The 16,242-nt window shown below is 53.3% G+C and carries 15 protein-coding genes; 9 read left to right on the forward strand and 6 right to left on the reverse strand.

Annotation, left to right across the window (positions count from 1 at the left end):
• Nucleotides 1–191 precede the first annotated feature (191 nt).
• Nucleotides 192–1,499, reverse strand: coding sequence for a PASTA domain-containing protein (locus tag ACI48J_RS13650; protein WP_405078691.1), 1,308 nt, complete (start codon nt 1,497–1,499; stop codon nt 192–194).
• A gap of 259 nt (nt 1,500–1,758) precedes the next feature.
• Here ACI48J_RS13650 and ACI48J_RS13655 point away from each other — a divergent pair, with 259 nt between their 5' ends.
• Both ACI48J_RS13655 and ACI48J_RS13660 read left to right on the forward strand, forming a co-directional pair.
• Entirely contained in the window at nt 1,759–2,238 is a 480-nt protein-coding gene (locus ACI48J_RS13655) for a PH domain-containing protein (protein WP_405078693.1), read from the forward strand.
• Nucleotides 2,231–3,757, forward strand: coding sequence for a PH domain-containing protein (locus tag ACI48J_RS13660; RefSeq protein ID WP_405078695.1), 1,527 nt, complete (start codon nt 2,231–2,233; stop codon nt 3,755–3,757). Before ACI48J_RS13655 ends, ACI48J_RS13660 begins: the two co-directional genes overlap by 8 nt.
• A gap of 1 nt (nt 3,758) precedes the next feature.
• Here the strand turns inward: ACI48J_RS13660 and ACI48J_RS13665 are convergent, their stop codons facing one another.
• Nucleotides 3,759–4,271: a GyrI-like domain-containing protein gene (locus ACI48J_RS13665; protein ID WP_405078696.1), complete on the reverse strand. Its 513-nt coding sequence runs from the start codon at nt 4,269–4,271 to the stop codon at nt 3,759–3,761.
• Between the two features lie 252 nt (nt 4,272–4,523).
• Between ACI48J_RS13665 and ACI48J_RS13670 the strand changes: the two genes are divergently transcribed.
• A complete protein-coding gene (locus tag ACI48J_RS13670; protein ID WP_405078697.1) occupies nt 4,524–4,940 on the forward strand; it encodes an organic hydroperoxide resistance protein in 417 nt (138 codons plus the stop codon).
• Nucleotides 4,941–5,046: 106 nt separating this feature from the next.
• Nucleotides 5,047–6,210, forward strand: a complete 1,164-nt coding sequence (locus ACI48J_RS13675; protein WP_405078698.1) for an iron-containing alcohol dehydrogenase — start codon at nt 5,047–5,049, stop codon at nt 6,208–6,210.
• 353 nt (nt 6,211–6,563) lie between these two features.
• On the opposite strand, the gene ACI48J_RS13680 is transcribed toward ACI48J_RS13675, so the two are convergent.
• Both ACI48J_RS13680 and ACI48J_RS13685 read right to left on the reverse strand, forming a co-directional pair.
• Complete coding sequence (locus tag ACI48J_RS13680; RefSeq protein ID WP_405078699.1) at nt 6,564–7,076, reverse strand: DNA-deoxyinosine glycosylase; 513 nt, start codon at nt 7,074–7,076, stop codon at nt 6,564–6,566.
• 19 nt (nt 7,077–7,095) lie between these two features.
• Nucleotides 7,096–7,767 (reverse strand): DUF421 domain-containing protein, encoded by a 672-nt coding sequence (locus ACI48J_RS13685; RefSeq protein ID WP_405083227.1) that lies wholly within the window; start codon nt 7,765–7,767, stop codon nt 7,096–7,098.
• A 329-nt stretch (nt 7,768–8,096) separates the two neighbouring features.
• Between ACI48J_RS13685 and xerS the strand changes: the two genes are divergently transcribed.
• Nucleotides 8,097–9,179, forward strand: coding sequence for a tyrosine recombinase XerS (xerS, locus tag ACI48J_RS13690; RefSeq protein WP_405078700.1), 1,083 nt, complete (start codon nt 8,097–8,099; stop codon nt 9,177–9,179).
• A gap of 109 nt (nt 9,180–9,288) precedes the next feature.
• A complete protein-coding gene (locus ACI48J_RS13695; protein ID WP_405083228.1) occupies nt 9,289–9,843 on the forward strand; it encodes a GNAT family N-acetyltransferase in 555 nt (184 codons plus the stop codon).
• 124 nt (nt 9,844–9,967) lie between these two features.
• Here ACI48J_RS13695 and ACI48J_RS13700 read toward each other — a convergent pair whose 3' ends face one another.
• Both ACI48J_RS13700 and ACI48J_RS13705 read right to left on the reverse strand, forming a co-directional pair.
• On the reverse strand, nt 9,968–10,786 hold the full coding sequence (locus ACI48J_RS13700) for a class I SAM-dependent methyltransferase (RefSeq protein WP_405078701.1): 819 nt from the start codon (nt 10,784–10,786) through the stop codon (nt 9,968–9,970).
• A gap of 67 nt (nt 10,787–10,853) precedes the next feature.
• Nucleotides 10,854–11,579: a YceI family protein gene (locus tag ACI48J_RS13705; protein ID WP_326051670.1), complete on the reverse strand. Its 726-nt coding sequence runs from the start codon at nt 11,577–11,579 to the stop codon at nt 10,854–10,856.
• Nucleotides 11,580–11,864: 285 nt separating this feature from the next.
• On the opposite strand from ACI48J_RS13705, the gene ACI48J_RS13710 reads away from it, so the two are divergent.
• From ACI48J_RS13710 to ACI48J_RS13720, 3 genes are all read left to right on the forward strand, one after another.
• Nucleotides 11,865–12,545, forward strand: coding sequence for a response regulator transcription factor (locus tag ACI48J_RS13710; RefSeq protein WP_405078702.1), 681 nt, complete (start codon nt 11,865–11,867; stop codon nt 12,543–12,545).
• A complete protein-coding gene (locus ACI48J_RS13715; RefSeq protein ID WP_405078703.1) occupies nt 12,542–13,921 on the forward strand; it encodes an ATP-binding protein in 1,380 nt (459 codons plus the stop codon). Before ACI48J_RS13710 ends, ACI48J_RS13715 begins: the two co-directional genes overlap by 4 nt.
• Nucleotides 13,922–13,995: 74 nt before the next feature.
• Nucleotides 13,996–16,236 carry an MMPL family transporter gene (locus ACI48J_RS13720; protein WP_405078704.1) on the forward strand — a complete coding sequence of 747 codons (2,241 nt, stop codon included), beginning with the start codon at nt 13,996–13,998 and terminating at the stop codon, nt 16,234–16,236.
• Nucleotides 16,237–16,242 lie beyond the last annotated feature (6 nt).

Raw genomic sequence — 16,242 nt, forward strand, 5'->3', positions numbered from 1 at the left:
CGCCCCCGTCCTCCTTATTTACTATTCGGTCTCCCTGAATTATGGTAAACGATTTCCAGTCTTTCAGGTAGGTTACCAAATGTCTTGTGAGGGGATAAATTTGCAGAGAATCGGTGGAATAGGCGAAAAAAGAGCCGTCCACCCGAAGGTATAGGCTCTTTCGCTAGAATTACAAGACTTGCGGCGGCCGGTTATTGTCCTTTGCTGATATAGAACGTAACGCGATCGCCTTTGTTCGCCGGCTGATAAGGCGCGGGCTCCTGCCTGAATACGGTGCCGCTCTCGGCGGGATTCGGTTCGATAAAGTACGAATACCGCATTCCGGCCGCTTTCACCGCCTCCTGCGCGGCTTCCTGGGTCATTCCGATCAGGTTCGGAATCTGACCCGGCACCGCATCGGTTGCCGGCGTTGGCGTCGGTGTGGGCTCCGGAGTCGCCGTGTTCACCGTCGATGAAGGCGTCGGCGTCGGCGCCGGCGTGGAAGTCGCCGTATTGCCTGCCGTACCGCCGCTGCCGGAACCTTTGCTCGGGCCCCCTGGAAGGAGCATATACATGAAGACAGCGATGCCGAGCAGGACCACGGCCACGGTCCCCAAGGTCCAGATGGTCCGCCTTAGCGGCATCCGCTCCCGGGTGTCGGCTTCTTCCGCTTCAGGCTCCTTTGCCTTGGGAGGCTTCTCTGTCCGCCGCACCCGTTCCGGCGCAGGCTCTTCTTCCTGCCGGTACTGAATGCGCGGCGGCGCGGTCTCACGTACCGGCTCCGCCGGAGCGGCCGGCGGGATGAACGCCTTAGGCGGAGCCTCCGGCGATTTCTCCAGCGCGATGATTTCCCGCAGGCTGAATATAAACGAAGACAGCGAAACTTCTTCGCGGAAAACACGGCGCGACAAAGCAAGCAGCGCCTCTTTCTGTCCGGACGTCAGACCGGTCAGATTGGGCACCACATTCTCCTGATACTGGTCGAACGTCGCCGGTCCTTGTTTCGAATGCGTGCTGATTTGATAGAGCAGCGTGCATAAACCGAGCGAGCCGCGCGAAACCAGTTTTCCGGGTGACCAGTAATTCATCACTTTGAGGCGGTTATCTTCCGTCAGCCACATATTCTCGGCCGTTACCGAGAAGCCGGAGATTCCCTCTTCCATCGCTTCCTGCATGCCTTTGCCCAAATCGAAAACAGCGGAGACAATTTCTTTGCCCCGCATGCGGTGGCGTCCCAGTTGAGCGGAAAGCGGTGTTCCTTTCTGTGCGGTCAATACCGTGTAGACGTGATTTTCAGCAAGTCCCGCGTTTAAAATATGAAAAAAACGTTCGTCCGAAAACTGTGCGGCCTGACCGAGCACACGCAAGTAATCGGATGATGAAGCGTCCCCTGATTTTTCTACCATGAGCAGAAATACATCCCGGTGCAAAGACAGGTCTTTCCCTGCATACATGACGCCATCCGCCAAAGGATGAATCGGTTCGGTCAATACGTACCGCTCTCCAATGCGCTGTTCCATTTTAACAGTCCTCCCGTCCGTGCGATCCTCTACGATTCTCCAATCGTTCTCTTTCTATAGTATACCATTCGAAGCTTATTCATGTTTTGTGCGCGAAAACAAGCGTCTCTCGTGTCATTATGCAGGAAATCGGAGAAAATAGCAAAAATCCTTCCCTCTTCTTCCAGTTTTGAAAAAATGTCTTATAATGGGGAAAGGCCTTTGTGGATAAGGCTGGAAATCATGACAGAGAGAACCGTAAAGGAAAGGATGATGAGAAATGAACAGACCGCTGACCCGCCGTCTGGACTTGCGATTTGTGACCGTGTCTAAGATCAGCTCGCTGCTGACCAACGGCATTTTGCTGCTGGCTTCGTTGGCCTACCTGGCGGCGGCCCAAAGCCGTGACTGGTTCATGCTTCCCGGCTGGATTGCGGCAGCCGCTTCCGCCGTATCGCTTGTTTTGTTCACGTTCGTGATTCCGCAGGCCAGATACCGGTTGTATGCGTTCGAAGTAACCGAAGAAGAACTGGAGATCCGCAGCGGCTGGATTTGGATTACGAATATCCTGGTGCCGATGGTACGTGTCCAGCACGTTGAGCTGGAGCGGGGGCCGCTGCAGAGATATTACGGACTCGCCGAGCTCAAAATCGTGACAGCCGCCACCACTCACCGGATCAGGGGCCTCAGCGAGGATGACGCGGCAGCTTTAAAACACCGCCTCGGCGTGCTCGCAAGGGCGGTGGACGAAGATGAATGAGCCGAGCAAATTACATAAGTCTTATATTCTTTTCCCCGTCTTGAAGGGGCTTCAAACTCTGGTGCCGGTTTTTGTGCTTATTGCCATACGGGAAGGAGAATGGAGATGGATTCCCCTTCTGATCCTGCTCGGCATCTGCGCGCTGTTCGCAGGGTTCGGGATGGTCGGCTGGAGCACGTTTCGCTACCGGCTGGAAGAAGATCGTCTGATCATTCAAAAGGGCCTTATTTTCCACGAGGAAAAAATGTTGTATTATCCCAGAATTCATTCGATGAATACGGAACAGCCTTTTGTGCAGCGGCTGCTTGGCGTCGTGCAGCTCAAGTTTGAAATGCCCGGCGGCAAAAATGAGTCCGACGGCGTACTGCCCGCCGTATCGGCTGAAGAAGCCGCAAGGATTATCCGGGAGATTAACGCTTTCCTCTCCTCGTCCGGTTATTCTCCCCTTGCCGCAGAGAGCGGTGAAGGAAACGGAAGCACGGAGAAGGCAATGGAGCCGGATGCAGCACCTGCCGCAACAGAAGGCCGGCCGCCGCATACCGCTTCTGGGGGAAAGACGGGCGTGTATGCATACCGGGCAACGGCCGGAACGTTGATTCTTGCCGCGTTCTCAACGCTGAACATCGGGTTGATCGCGGCCTTCGTGGCCGGTGTCTTGTCGCTTGCCGACAACGTTCTACCCGGCAATTTGTATGCACGGCTATGGTACGCAGCCAACGAGCTGCACGGGGGCTGGCTGATCTACGTCCTGCTGGGCCTGGGCGGTTTGGCGGCGGCATGGCTGCTGGCGGGACTCTTGTATCTGCTCAAATACGCGGGCTTTACCGTCCGGGCCGAAGCCGGGACGCTCACCGTTTCCTACGGGCTGCTGGAAAAAAAGAAGCACACCTTCCAGGAGGCGCGCGTACAGGCGGTGCTGATTAAAGAAGGGCTGGTGCGGCAGCTTTTAGGACGGGCGCAAATCGAGCTGCGGGTCGTTTCTTCTTCCAAAGAAGAGAAAATCATGCTCATGCCGCTGGTGTCCGCCAAGCGGATTCCGCAGCTTCTGCCGCAGCTGCTCCCGCGTTTCAGCCTGCCGGATATCGAGAGCAGGCCGCCGGCTAGAGCGCTGCTGTATTACAGCCGCACCGACGGTGCCGTAGTGGCCGTTCTTGCGGCTGCGGCCGTCTATTTCTGGGGATCGGCCGCCCTCTGGGGAATGCTGCTGCTTCCGCTGGATTTCCTGTGGTCTTATTCCCGCTTCAGAAGCTCGGGAATGACTCTCCGGGGAAGCCAGCTTACCGTTCGCGGCCGGATGATCGCAAGATCGACCTGGCTCGTGCGGCGCCCGCAAATTCTGAGCCTGCGCGTGAAGGGCTCCCGCACTCAGCGGCGCAAGCAGCTCCTGAGCCTCTCCGTTTCGGTGATGGGAGATACGAGCTCAACCGCATGCGAAGTCTCCTTCATCGAAGAGCGGGATGCGCAGCGGGTGTGGTCCTGGTTCAGCAGAAGCACGGATCATGCGCACGCCAAGGACTAACTCAGGGCTGGTGCCGGAGCCGGACGGCCCGGTAAATATCGAAATGAAAAGCGTCGATCGCGTCCGCCGGAATATCGAACGGATTAACAGGCTTCAGGGGGTTTACTTCAAAAGAGTAAACCCCTTCTTCGTTGTCCGGTTCATAACCGCTGCCGCCGATCCACTCCTCAAGCCGGCCGTATAGGTTCATCATTTCCTCTCGGCCGCCCCGGCAAGTAACGACGGCATAGGTCCGTTCCGGCACCGAAAGAAGCTCAAGATCTCCTGCGTCAGGAATCTCCCGGTTCTCCGGAAGACGCACCCCGACTTTCAAACGGAGGACGGAAGAAGACGGGGCTTCCCACTGCGGGATGAAGACATAACCCGCTTCCTCTTCTCCCCGCACATAATCGGCGAGGTGGCTCCCAACTGTCCGCCAGGCTTTCCGAACTTTTTGACCCAACTCTTCAAAATGCCCCTCCGCTTCGCACACCAGCGCTTTAAATGCCGGGACTTTTCTTACGGAAACTTCCATCGGCTATCCCTTCCTTTCATGATTTTGCATCCGGGTTTACATAGAATAGAACATCTGTTCTCCAACCCGTAAAAAGCGCATTTTGTCATCCACAGGTTCCTTCTTGTTCGCTTTCAGATCATTTCGCTGTTATCCCAGCATTTTCCTCCCGGACTTTTTCGTTTCATCCTTCCTTCGTTGCTTTAAGGAATAGGAGCGGACAACTCCTTGATTTGTCTGATATTTCTCGCATTCGAAAGGAGACAAACGATCATGAAAACCATGTATACGACTTCCGCAACAGCTCAAGGCGGACGCAAAGGACGGGTGGCTACCCCGGACGGCAAACTGGATTTACGGCTCAGCATGCCTCAAGAAATGGGCGGTGACGGTGGCGAAGGAACGAATCCCGAACAATTGTTCACTTCCGGCTATTCGGCTTGCTTTTTGAGCGCGGTAGAACTGGTCGCCAAGAAAAAAGGCATCTCCACGGAAAACGCGAAGCTGACGGCAGAGGTTTCGATCGGCAAAAACGAGGACGGAAGCCTGCAATTGTCGGCTAAACTTCAGCTATCCGTGCCCGGAGCGGATAAATCTCAGGTTGAAAAGCTGCTTGAAGAAGCTCATCAGGTATGCCCATACTCCCGTGCCACACGCGGAAATATAGAGGTGGATCTTCAAGCGGTTTAATTCTTCCAATCCCTACCTGGATAAAGTGGATTGCCGCCCCGCTCATAGGTTAGAATAGAAAAGACGGATATTTTCGTCCATTTTTCCGGTAGAAGGAGATCCCCTTATGAAAAACTTTACTTTCCATAATCCGACCAAGCTCATTTTCGGCAAAGGGCAGCTGCAGCAGCTTCCTAAGGAGCTTACCGCATACGGCAAAAGAGTACTCCTCGTGTACGGAGGCGGCAGTATTAAGCGCAGCGGGCTTTACGATCAGGTCGTTTCCCTGCTTAAAGAAGCCGGTGCCGACATTTTCGAACTGGCCGGCGTAGAGCCGAACCCCCGCGTAAGTACGGTCAAGCGCGGCGCGGATCTCTGCAAGAAAGAAAAGATCGACGTAATTCTCGCCGTAGGCGGCGGCAGCGTCATCGACTGCACGAAAGCGATCGCGGCAGGCGCTAAATACGACGGCGACGTGTGGGATTTCATGACCCGCAAAGCAACCCCCGCGGATGCTTTGCCGTTCGGAACCGTCCTGACGCTGGCGGCGACCGGTTCGGAAATGAACTCCGGTTCCGTCATCACCAATTGGGAAACCCAAGAGAAATACGGCTGGGGTTCCCCGCTCGTTTTCCCTAAATTCTCCATTCTCGATCCGGTCTTCACGGCAACCGTGCCCAAAGATCAGACGGTGTACGGCATGGTTGACATTATGTCGCACGTATTCGAGCAGTATTTCCATCATACGCCAAACACGCTTGTCCAAGACGGCTTTTGCGAGACCATCTTGAAGTCCGTGATCGAAACGGCTCCGAAGCTGGTTGAAGATCTGGAGAATTACGAGTACCGGGAAACCATTCTCTACAGCGGCACGATGGCTTTGAACGGCCTTCTGGCCATGGGTGTGCAGGGAGACTGGGCGACCCACAATATCGAACATGCGGTTTCCGCCGTTTACGATATTCCCCACGGCGGGGGTCTTGCCATTCTGTTCCCGAACTGGATGACGCACGTTCTCGATGAGAATGTCGGACGTTTTAAGCAGTTCGCAGTCCGTGTATTCGGTATCTCGGCCGACGGCAAATCCGACCGCGATGTCGCGCTTGAAGGCATTGAAGCGCTTCGCGGCTTCTGGAATTCGATCGGCGCGCCAAGCCGTCTGGCGGATTACGACATCGACGACAGCAAGCTCGACGTCATGGTCGACCGTGCGATGGTCTACGGTCCGTTCGGCTACTTCAAGCGTCTCGACCGCGAAGACGTGACGGCCATCTACAAGGCATCGCTGTAACGGTCCGGAGCTTGCACGGCACAGACCTTCCCGGCATCGCTGCCGCGTGGCGCATGCCGCGTGAAGCGGCCGTGCCTTAGCCCCTGCTGAGCATACAAGAAGCCCCGCTTCATTGACGGTTGTCAGTGAAGCGGGGCTTCTTTGCGTCAGCAGGGGCTTGACCCGCCCGGCACGAAGGCCGCTGTTCCTTCCTGCGGTGCCGCCGGCCGTTTTGGCACTCTGCGTGCGCATTCAGCCCTGCGATCGGGCGGGCGTGCAGCCTGCTGCAGCAGGCAGTGCTTGCGATCAGCTATCGCAGTCAGCGGCAGGCCAGGTCGGCCGCCTTCGGAACCCGGCAGGACCCAACGCCGCGTTTAGTCGTCCCGGCGGCCGGGCACGGCCTTCCAGGCTTCCCGCCAGGCGGCAAACTTGCGCTCCCAGCCCATGGCGTTGGCCGGACTCGAGGACGGCAGCCGGACAAAGCCGAGCCGGCTATCGGCGAGCAGGTGCCCGGCATGCTTTCGGAACAGTTTTTCGGAAGCTGCGCCGTTAAACATGACAGTGCGCAGGTTCGGATACTCCGCAAACAACGCGTCAAAATCGTTCACGGCCGGCTCCCGGATGTTCGCGTCCAGACTCCCCTCCCGCTCGCAGGAAGCGAGCACGTCCCACAAAGCGATTTTGCGGTTGACCGCAAATTGCAGCCGTTCTTCATAAGTATCCGGCACACGGTCTTCGCCATGCAGCGAAGCCAGCAGCTTCCAGAAATCGTTACGCGGATTTCCGTAGTATTCCTGCCTTTCCAGCGAAAGCTCTCCCGGCATGGAGCCCAAAATCAGAATGACGCTGTCCGGAGCGATGACAGGCTCGAATCCCATACACAACATAAGTTACCTTCTCCTCTTCTTATTCTCCCCATCCCGATGCGTAGAAGCCATGCTCGCGATGCCACTCCGCATAGAAAATATCTTTAATCTGCTTGAACCCCGACTCCTTCATCCGTTCCCTCAGCCACTCTTCGTCGCGGCCGATGCGTTCCAGCTCTTTGAATTTAATTTCTCCTTCTTCAATTAGAGGGACCGGGAGTTCGACGGGTTCTTCCGGCAGGTTTAAGTCACTCCGGACGACCGTGTCGTACGGCGATTTTTTCAGAATGCTGAGCGAACCGTTGTTTTCGAAAATACCGTAAGCGACTTCGTGAAGGGAAAAAATCCCCTGCTCCCTCAGCAGCATAAGAAGCTGTTCCAGATCGAGACTGTTCGATCGCATAGCCTTTACGTTCAGCTTCCCTTTCTCGATGACGACAGCCGGACTTCCTTCGAAGGCGCGGCGCAGCTTTTTATATTTTTGGGTGATTTTTTCGAAGGTCAGGGAAAGCACGGTCCATAAGGCGAGCGCAAACAGAAGCTCGAGATACTTGACCTCTTTATCATACACGGTGTTCCCCACAAGTTCACTCAGCATAAGAGCGGAAACGAAATCGAACGGGGTGAGCTGGGAAATTTCCTTTTTGCCGAGCAGCCGGGTCATTCCCCATAAGCCGACGAATCCGGTAATCAGTTTGATGCCGATGTACATAAAATCCACACTGAAACACCCGCTTTCTGGTCTGCATAATGTCGGTAACCTGAATACAGCCGTCAAAGGCGTTCAGATAGTACTCAATAACCGGAAAAGCCAGCATGCAAACAGGAATTCCGCGTCAGCCGGGCATGGTATATAATAGAGAGACGGAGCTCACGGATAAAATAGTGAAGAGCAGTCTTGTTAAATTACATAATATTTATTATGTAAACTTGTAGTCATCTTATTTCAGGTTGACGAATTATACCGGATGACGCTCCGATCTGCGGATGGTTCCATGTTTCAGGCTCGCTTGATTTAAGAAAGGTACTGAGGTGCACCCGATGAATATTCAAAAGCAAAAAGACCGTGAAGAACTCGATAAAAAGATTCCTTTTATGCCTTGGTATGTGGATAAATTCATCCATCATAAGCTTCCGGACCTCTCCCCTTCCACTCTGCTGGAGTATGTACGGGATTATGAAACGTTCTTTTCCTGGCTTCTTGCCGAGGGACTCAGCACCGCGGAACGGATGGCGGACATTCCACTGGAGGATCTGGAAAAGCTTCATATGGAAAGCGTCGATCATTACCGGGCTTATCTGGCGACGAAGAAGGATCAAGCCAATACGAAGATTACGATTAATCGCAAAATTTCGTCTCTGCGTTCTTTATTCCATTACTTGAGCCAGATCGCCGAGGATGAAAATTATTATCCGCTGCTTAAACGGAACGTGATGGCCAAGATCGAAATCAAGCGTACGAACAAGGCCAAAGATCTGGCGGGGAAATTGGAAGGAAAGCTTCTCCAGGAAAATGAGATCTTCGAATTTATCGACTATATCCGCAGCGGGTACGAACATGACATTGCGAAAAATAAGCAGGCCCTGTATGCGTACGAACTGAACAAAACCCGTGATGCCTGCATCGTAAGCCTTATTCTTCATTCAGGCCTGCGTGTGTCGGAAGTCGTTAATTTAACACTGGACGATCTCGATATGAAAAAAAGAACCGTGTACGTGTACCGCAAAGGGAACAACGACGGTTCCTTCAAAACAAGGGTCTTCTTCCGGCAGGAGGCCGTGGACGATTTAACCTGTTACCTGCAGCTTAGAGAAACCCGGTACCGTCCCCCCAAGAAGGAAAAAGCGCTTTTTCTTACGATTCCTAACGGTAAAAAGGAAGGGCAGCTGATGTCCAAAAGGGCCATACAGGAAATGGTCATCAAATATGCGAAACGCTTCGGCAAACCTTTTCTAAGCGTACATAAGCTGCGGCATTCATTCGCAACCGACTATTATTTGCAAAACGATTTGTACAAGACACAGGAACAGCTTGGACACGCGTCGTCCGATACCACGCAAATTTATGCCCACTTGACCGATAAAACGATGGAAGAAGCGATCGATAAGCGGAAAGAGGGTTAAATTTTTATTTGTGCCGCTAATGATTAATATCATTAATTACATCCGTTTTTTCAGCTGACCCTATTCGTTACACTCACTCCACTTTGTCGCAAAGGATGTCGTGATCATGATGCCTATAACCACTGATCTTATTTACTTACGCTATTTAACCCAGGAGGATGCTCCCGCTCTTCTTTCTCTGATGCAAAGAAACCGGACCCACTTTGAGCCCTTTACGATTACACGTCCCGATTCGTTTTATACGCTGGAAGAACAGTTCGAACGGATACGGAAGTGGACCGAGGACCGGTCGGCAGACAAGAGCTACAATTTCGGGATATTTTTCAAAGAAAACGATGAGCTGATCGGTGAACTTTCCTTGTTTCACGCAGCCCGAGAACCGGCGCACAAATGCATGATGGGATACTGTCTGGATCATGCTTACCAGGGCAAAGGGATTATGTCGCATGCGGCCCGCCTTGCCCTGGACTTCGCTTTCGATGAAGCGGGGTTTCACCGCGTGGAAGCGGGCGTTATGCCTCACAACATCGGCTCCATCCGAGTGCTGGAAAAGGCAGGGTTTCAGCGTGAAGGAGTCGCCCGCAAAAACGTGAAAATCAACGGAGTCTGGCAGGATCATGTCATGTTTGCCATCCTCGAAGAAGACGAGCGGCCGCGCTCTTAACTACCGGCCGGATCACTTCCGGCATGACAAAAGACAGTTCACACGAGCTTGTATAAGCTCTTCCCGAACTGTCTTTTTTTTAATGCGCCTTACGACCTGACCGGTGTATAAGCTTTGCTCCGGTTCACTGTGTCCGTTTACGCAAGCCTTTTACCCGTTTTCGCGCTGACGGTTTCTTTTTCACCGGTTTCTTGCTCCCTTTTCTTCGTTTGGGGGGAACCGGCAGGGGATCCCGCTGGGGAAGGACGGAGCCTGGCTCATGCCGGAACGTGTTTTCCGGCGGCTGCCTGCTTTCCTTTCCGGCGGCCTCTTCCCTTCTGCGCTCCGCCAGAAGAAGCGGCTCTTCGTAAGTACCCTGGGCGAGCTCTTCCAGCTCCTGCCGAGAGATCGGCTCCTTAACGGCTACGAAATAATACAAGATTTCGTCCACCACATTTAGCGTGGATTGCCGGAGCATACGCCGGTCTTCTTCATCGTAAATGGGAGACAGATACTGCGGCAGATAAAAGAATTCGCAGCGCAGCAGCTTTAAATCGATCTCGGCCCTGGCTCCCTTATCCCATCCGGCGGGAACGTCAGTCATATAGGTGTTTTCACGCAAAGGATCGTATACATACATCTCGTTCGTAAAAAACCGTGGCAGCTGTTCGTCAAACGAGGAACGGAACTTCGGGTTTACCGCATGATAAGAAGTATGCGCATATGGAGCAAGCAGACAGATGACCGCTTTATGCCGGCAAACACGGTAAATCTCCTTCATTACGTTCAAAAGATCGGGCACATATTCCAGCGAACGGCTGGCCATGACGAAATCAACCGTACCGGTTTCTAGAGGGATACCGTCGTTTAAATCGCACTGGAGATCAACACCGGGGAGCGGCTCTTTGTCGATGCCGATAAAACCGGGATGTTTGCGCAGGCCGCATCCCAAATCGATTTTCATACCCATCGCTCCCTATCCCTTTACCAGATACTATTACCGTATGGATGAAGAGGATGGTTGGCATGGGTCAAGCGCCAATCTCACGGAAATTGTGCGAATCGGCTTGCCTTTGTCTAGAGGTATCGGGATCTTCAGGTTCCAGAATAAGCGTCACTTCAAGCGTGGCCATATTTTTCCCCGTATAGATCGGTTCGAGAAGCTCGGGGATACCGAAATTTTTATTTTCCAGTCCGCTGCACCTTACTTTTAGTTCCATTCGGCTGCCGGTATGCTTGATCTCCCCTTTAAATTGAATCGGTTGGGTCATATTCCGAACGGTCAATTCGCCCTCGATTGTCAGCGGGTGAGGTTCCCCTTCCAGCAGCGGTTTTTCGAACCCGCCCACTTTAACGATCCGGAACGAGGCTTCCGGGTAAGCTTTTACGTTAAAAAAATACCAGTCCCGCAGTTTAGCGTTCCAGGCAGGATCTTCCGAATAAAGAGAGGTCATGTCTGCGGCAACCGTACCGACTATGTGATCCGTGTCTTCCTGATTGATTTTTAACAGCCCCGAAAGCTTCGGAAACGTCAAATCCAGCGATTCGTGTGGAGATACGACCGAAACCGCCGCCGAAGACCCCGCAGTCACTTTCCACGTTTTTCCCAATTGGAGCGGCCCCAGCTTATCCCCTTTTTGTATTTCTTTCTTCTGTATCCACGAGGGTTCCCTGGCAATTGCGAAGTATCCCGTCAAACTTCCCAAAATCAGAACAGCTCCAAGCGTACCGAACCACCAATAGCGTCTCCGATTCATTCGTAAGCAATGCCCCCTTTTTGGCATAACCGGATGGCCTTCTAATGTTTACATAACATATATTATGCAATCCATTCTGCTTATCTGATAAGCGCTTTCAGTTCATCTCCTAAAAGCCACCGTTATAGGAAATTTGTCCTAGATAACTAATTCGTCAAAAACATTCATATTCCTCTCCTTATTTTTCTGGGTATACGGAATTATTCAAATTTTAAGTCAATTTTTACATTCGCCACGATTCGAGTACAATAATGGAGCAACCATTCCCTTTAAGAAGGTGTTAGCTTGAAAACTCATCTCTTGATTGCCGATGACGATGCGCATATACGCGAGCTTCTGCAATTTATTTTCAATAAGGAAAATTACCTCGTATCCGAGGCCGCTGACGGCGAAGAAGCCGCCGCGCTGCTGGAACGGGAGCAAATTCATCTCGCGGTTATCGACGTTATGATGCCGGGTAAAACCGGACTGGAGCTTTGCGAAGAAATCCGCAGCTATTACGACATCCCGGTTATTTTACTCACCGCCAAAGGCGAACTTGAGGACAAAGAAAAAGGATATTTGTCCGGTACGGACGATTATCTCGTAAAACCGTTCGAGCCTAAAGAACTACTTTTCCGGGTGAAAGCTCTGCTGCGTCGGTATCAGCTCGTTTCCTCGGATGTTATCGCACTGAACCGGACCGTTATAGATCGCAAGAGCTATGAAATACATAGGGACGGAGAGACCTATGTCATTCCGCTCAAGGAATTTGAACTTCTGGCTCAACTGGCCAGCCAGCCGGGACGCATTTTTACGAGGGAACAGCTTCTGAAACTGGTTTGGGGGGCCGACTATGAGGGAGGCAGCCGGACAATCGATGTGCACATCAAACGGCTGCGGGAACGTTTTCACGAGAAAACGAGCGATTTCGTGCTGACCACGGTACGGGGCCTCGGCTACAAATTAGAGGTGTGCTCCACATGAAGACCTTATATGTACGGATCGTCATCACTTTCCTTCTGATCGCCGCGGTTAGCAGCGCGGCCGCACTTCTCTTCTCCAACGGATACTACTCCGCCAAGCTCCGGGACTATAACGAACAGAAGATTTTAAAAATTTCTCAGGAAATCCGGGGCCTGTACGAGGAAATTCCGGGACTTGGGCTCGACGAGTATTTGACCCGCATTGCCAATATGGGGTTTCAGGTTTACGCGGTAGACGACGGACTCCGGGGAACTTTTTACGGGTCGCCTTTTAAACATACGGAGATCGAACGGGACACGATTGTCCGCGTGCTGAACGGCGACACTTATCACGGAGTAATGGAAGAGCGCCACCTCCTCCTCGTCACGGGTTTCTTCGAGAACAGCATCCGCAACAGCATCGGTCTTCCGGTTCGAAGCGGCGGCAAAACCATGGCCTTGTTCATTCGTCCCGACTTGGAACAACAGATCGGAGAAGTCCGGATTCTGATGGCGCTTCTGCTCGGTTTCACGTTTCTGCTCAGTCTGGTGCTGATTATTGTTTCCACCCGCTTTATCGTTAAGCCTGTACAGAAATTGACGGAAGCCACGAACAAGATCGTAGGCGGAGACTACAACATCCACATGGACGTCACGCGGCGCGACGAAATCGGCAACTTGGCCCGGCATTTTACGCAAATGGCGCAGTCGCTGGGGAAACTCGATCAGATGCGGCAGGAGTTTGTCGCCAATGTCTCGCATGAAATTCAGTCTCCTCTCACGACTATTCAAGGCTTTGCCCAGAGCATTCTGGAAAAAGGCGCTACACCCGAGGAAGAACGGAGATACCTCCGGATTATTGAAGAAGAAAGCCGCCGGCTGTCGTCCCTCAGCAAAGAGCTTCTGACGCTAGCCGCTCTGGACAAAGAGACGAGTGCCCTCAAACCGTCCTCCTTCCGGCTGGACGAGCAGATCCGCCAAATTTTCATTACGACGGAATGGCAGTGGACGGAAAAAGAACTTCAGCTTCAGTTGGATCTTCCCGAACTGGTCATTCGCGCGGACTCGCAGCTTATGCATCAGGTGTGGTTGAATCTGATTGCCAACAGCATCAAATTTACCCGGCCGGGGGACACAATCTCCGTTCAAGTCCGGCAGGACCAGCAAGACATCCTCGTCTCAATCGGCGATACCGGACCGGGTATCCCTCCCGAAGACCTCCCCCATATTTTCGACCGTTTCTATAAAGGGGATAAGTCCCGCAACCGCTCCCGCTCCGGCAGCGGCCTAGGACTGTCCATCGCTCATAAAATCGTCGCCTTGCACAAGGGCAGCATCGAAGCAAAGAGCCTTCCGGGGGAAGGAACGATATTTCTGGTCCGGCTTCCTCAGATGTAATCTTCCGTTCATCGTCCGTTCATAATCCTGTCCTACAATTCATTTGAGAATAAGGACAGGAGGTTATGAACATCATGAACAACCCGTGGAACAAACTCGCGCGCGCCGTGAGCTCCCCCCGAGGGGCTAAAATCGTCGCCGCCCTATGGATAATCGCAATCGTGGCACTCAGCCTGGCTGCGCCGGGATCTAAACAAGTTGCCGTAAGCAGCGGAGAAGGCAGCGCCTTTAGTCAAACGCCTTCGGAAGAAGCTCAAAAAATAATGGATGAGCGGTTTCCATCCGAGGATGGTTTGACGGCGCTGCTCGTTTTTCACGGCAAAAATTCGATTACGGCGGAAGAGCGATCGAAGATCGCCGATATCAGCGAATGGCTGGCCTCCGCCGGCAAACCGCCGCAGATTGCCGGTGCGCTCCCTTTTCACACGCTGCCCCAAGCGGTCCAGGACAAGATGTTTTCCGATGACGGAACGACAATCCTGCTGAACGCCGCTTTCCATAAGGATTTGGAATCCGGACAAATTTACGAAGGGCTTCAGCAAATCCGTACGCACGTCGAACAGTCGGGAATCGGTTCGCTCGAATTCAAGATCACGGGCCCGGCCGGCATCGCGGCAGACACCACTTCCCTCTTCAAGAACGCCGACTTCGTCCTCATGTTCGCTACCGTCGGCTTGATTCTGGTGATTCTCATGATCATTTACCGGTCACCGCTTCTTGCCGTTATCCCTCTGGTCATTTCCGGTATGGTCTACATGGTCGTGGACCGGATACTCGGCCTTGCCGGGAAATACGGCTGGTTTCTCGTCGACAAACAGGCACTGTCCATCATGATGATCCTGCTCTTCGCCGTACTGACCGATTACTGCTTGTTCGTACTAACCCGCTATAGAGAAGAACTCCGGACGTCCGCGGACAAATATGAAGCCATGCAGCGCGCCCTCAGCCGGGTGGCTGAGCCGATCCTGTTCAGCGGCGGCACGGTCCTTATCGCCATGCTCACGCTGTTTACGGCCGTTTTCAAACCGTACCACCATTTTGCGCCCGTTTTCTCGGCAGCCATGGCCGTTATCATGCTCGGCGGCCTTACGCTTATCCCCGCTGTCTTTGCCCTGCTGGGCCGGAAAGCGTTCTGGCCTTTTGTTCCAAAGCTTTCGAAATCTTCTCCGGGCAAGACAAGGGGTTTTTGGGCTTCGATGGGCGGATTCGTTACGCGAAGGCCCGGTTTAACGGCAGGCGTCCTGCTCCTTGCCCTGCTCGCGTCTTCGCTTACCGTTACTTCGATGAAGAATTCGTTTAATCTCTTGAAATCTTTTCCGGACAGTACTTCGTCCCGTCAAGGCTTCGAGATTCTTGAAACCAAATTCCCGCCGGGACGGCTCGCTCCGGTATCGGTTCTTTTAACATCGGAGAAAAGGCTGCCGCTTGACGCCGCCTTTTACGAGAAGGCCGCCGCCCTGACCGGCCTCTTAAAAAATCAGCCGGGGGTAAACGCCGTCTCTCCGGAGATTACGCCCGCCTTACCCGCAAGCGGTGCGCAGCTTCCGAAAAATGTGTTATCTGCGGACGGAACCGCCATGAAACTGCAGCTGACGCTGGACAGCAATCCGTACGAGCCGGTTTCGCTCGATCTGATCGGTCTGCTCCGCGGCAGCAGTCCGGCGCTTCTGGAGAAAAGCGGACTGAGTCCGTCCGAATTTACCCTGCATTACGCAGGACAAACGGCGGTGCAGCTCGATGTCAGAGATATGAACAAGCGGGATACGATTCTTCTTTTCTCTCTGATCACGCTTTTTATTACGATTATGCTGCTCATTCAGACCCGATCGTTTAAACATGCTCTCACCATGATCGCAACGATGCTGCTGTCCTACACGGCCACACTCGGCCTCGGCTGGATGATCTTTCATTACGTGCTGGGTTATGATTCCATCAGCTACCGTTTGCCGGTATACACTTTCGTATTCCTGATCGCGCTGGGCGTCGATTACAACATCATGCTCGTATCGCGCATCAAAGAAGAGGCGGCACGCTTCCCTTGGAAAGAAGCCGTAAGCCGCGGCGTCGCTTTGACGGGGGGAGTAATCTCATCCGCCGGGCTCATTCTGGCCGCCACCTTCACGGTGCTCATAACCCAGCCGCTGCAGGAGCTCTTTCTGTTCGGCTTGACGATGGCCCTCGGCATTCTTCTCGATACGTTCCTGGTCCGGGGTATGCTTCTACCCGCTCTGCTCGTATTTACCGGGGAGCGCAAGAACAGCGCGATGAAACGAGAAACCGTGGCAGATCACATTTCGTCCGATAATACAAACTAAACTCAG

Source organism: Paenibacillus chitinolyticus, assembly GCF_045038035.1.
Lineage (GTDB): Bacteria > Bacillota > Bacilli > Paenibacillales > NBRC-103111 > Paenibacillus_F > Paenibacillus_F chitinolyticus_A.

Coding starts and splice junctions, on each gene's coding strand:
- ACI48J_RS13680 (WP_405078699.1), bottom strand. CDS start 7,076: ATGTTGTGTATGGGATTCGAGCCTGTCATCGCTCCGGACAGCGTCATT.
- ACI48J_RS13700 (WP_405078701.1), bottom strand. CDS start 10,786: ATGAAAATCGATTTGGGATGCGGCCTGCGCAAACATCCCGGTTTTATC.
- ACI48J_RS13655 (WP_405078693.1), top strand. CDS start 1,759: ATGAACAGACCGCTGACCCGCCGTCTGGACTTGCGATTTGTGACCGTG.
- ACI48J_RS13670 (WP_405078697.1), top strand. CDS start 4,524: ATGAAAACCATGTATACGACTTCCGCAACAGCTCAAGGCGGACGCAAA.
- ACI48J_RS13695 (WP_405083228.1), top strand. CDS start 9,289: ATGCCTATAACCACTGATCTTATTTACTTACGCTATTTAACCCAGGAG.
- ACI48J_RS13685 (WP_405083227.1), bottom strand. CDS start 7,767: ATGTACATCGGCATCAAACTGATTACCGGATTCGTCGGCTTATGGGGA.
- ACI48J_RS13665 (WP_405078696.1), bottom strand. CDS start 4,271: ATGGAAGTTTCCGTAAGAAAAGTCCCGGCATTTAAAGCGCTGGTGTGC.
- ACI48J_RS13705 (WP_326051670.1), bottom strand. CDS start 11,579: ATGAATCGGAGACGCTATTGGTGGTTCGGTACGCTTGGAGCTGTTCTG.
- ACI48J_RS13660 (WP_405078695.1), top strand. CDS start 2,231: ATGAATGAGCCGAGCAAATTACATAAGTCTTATATTCTTTTCCCCGTC.
- ACI48J_RS13675 (WP_405078698.1), top strand. CDS start 5,047: ATGAAAAACTTTACTTTCCATAATCCGACCAAGCTCATTTTCGGCAAA.
- ACI48J_RS13720 (WP_405078704.1), top strand. CDS start 13,996: ATGAACAACCCGTGGAACAAACTCGCGCGCGCCGTGAGCTCCCCCCGA.
- ACI48J_RS13715 (WP_405078703.1), top strand. CDS start 12,542: ATGAAGACCTTATATGTACGGATCGTCATCACTTTCCTTCTGATCGCC.
- xerS (WP_405078700.1), top strand. CDS start 8,097: ATGAATATTCAAAAGCAAAAAGACCGTGAAGAACTCGATAAAAAGATT.
- ACI48J_RS13650 (WP_405078691.1), bottom strand. CDS start 1,499: ATGGAACAGCGCATTGGAGAGCGGTACGTATTGACCGAACCGATTCAT.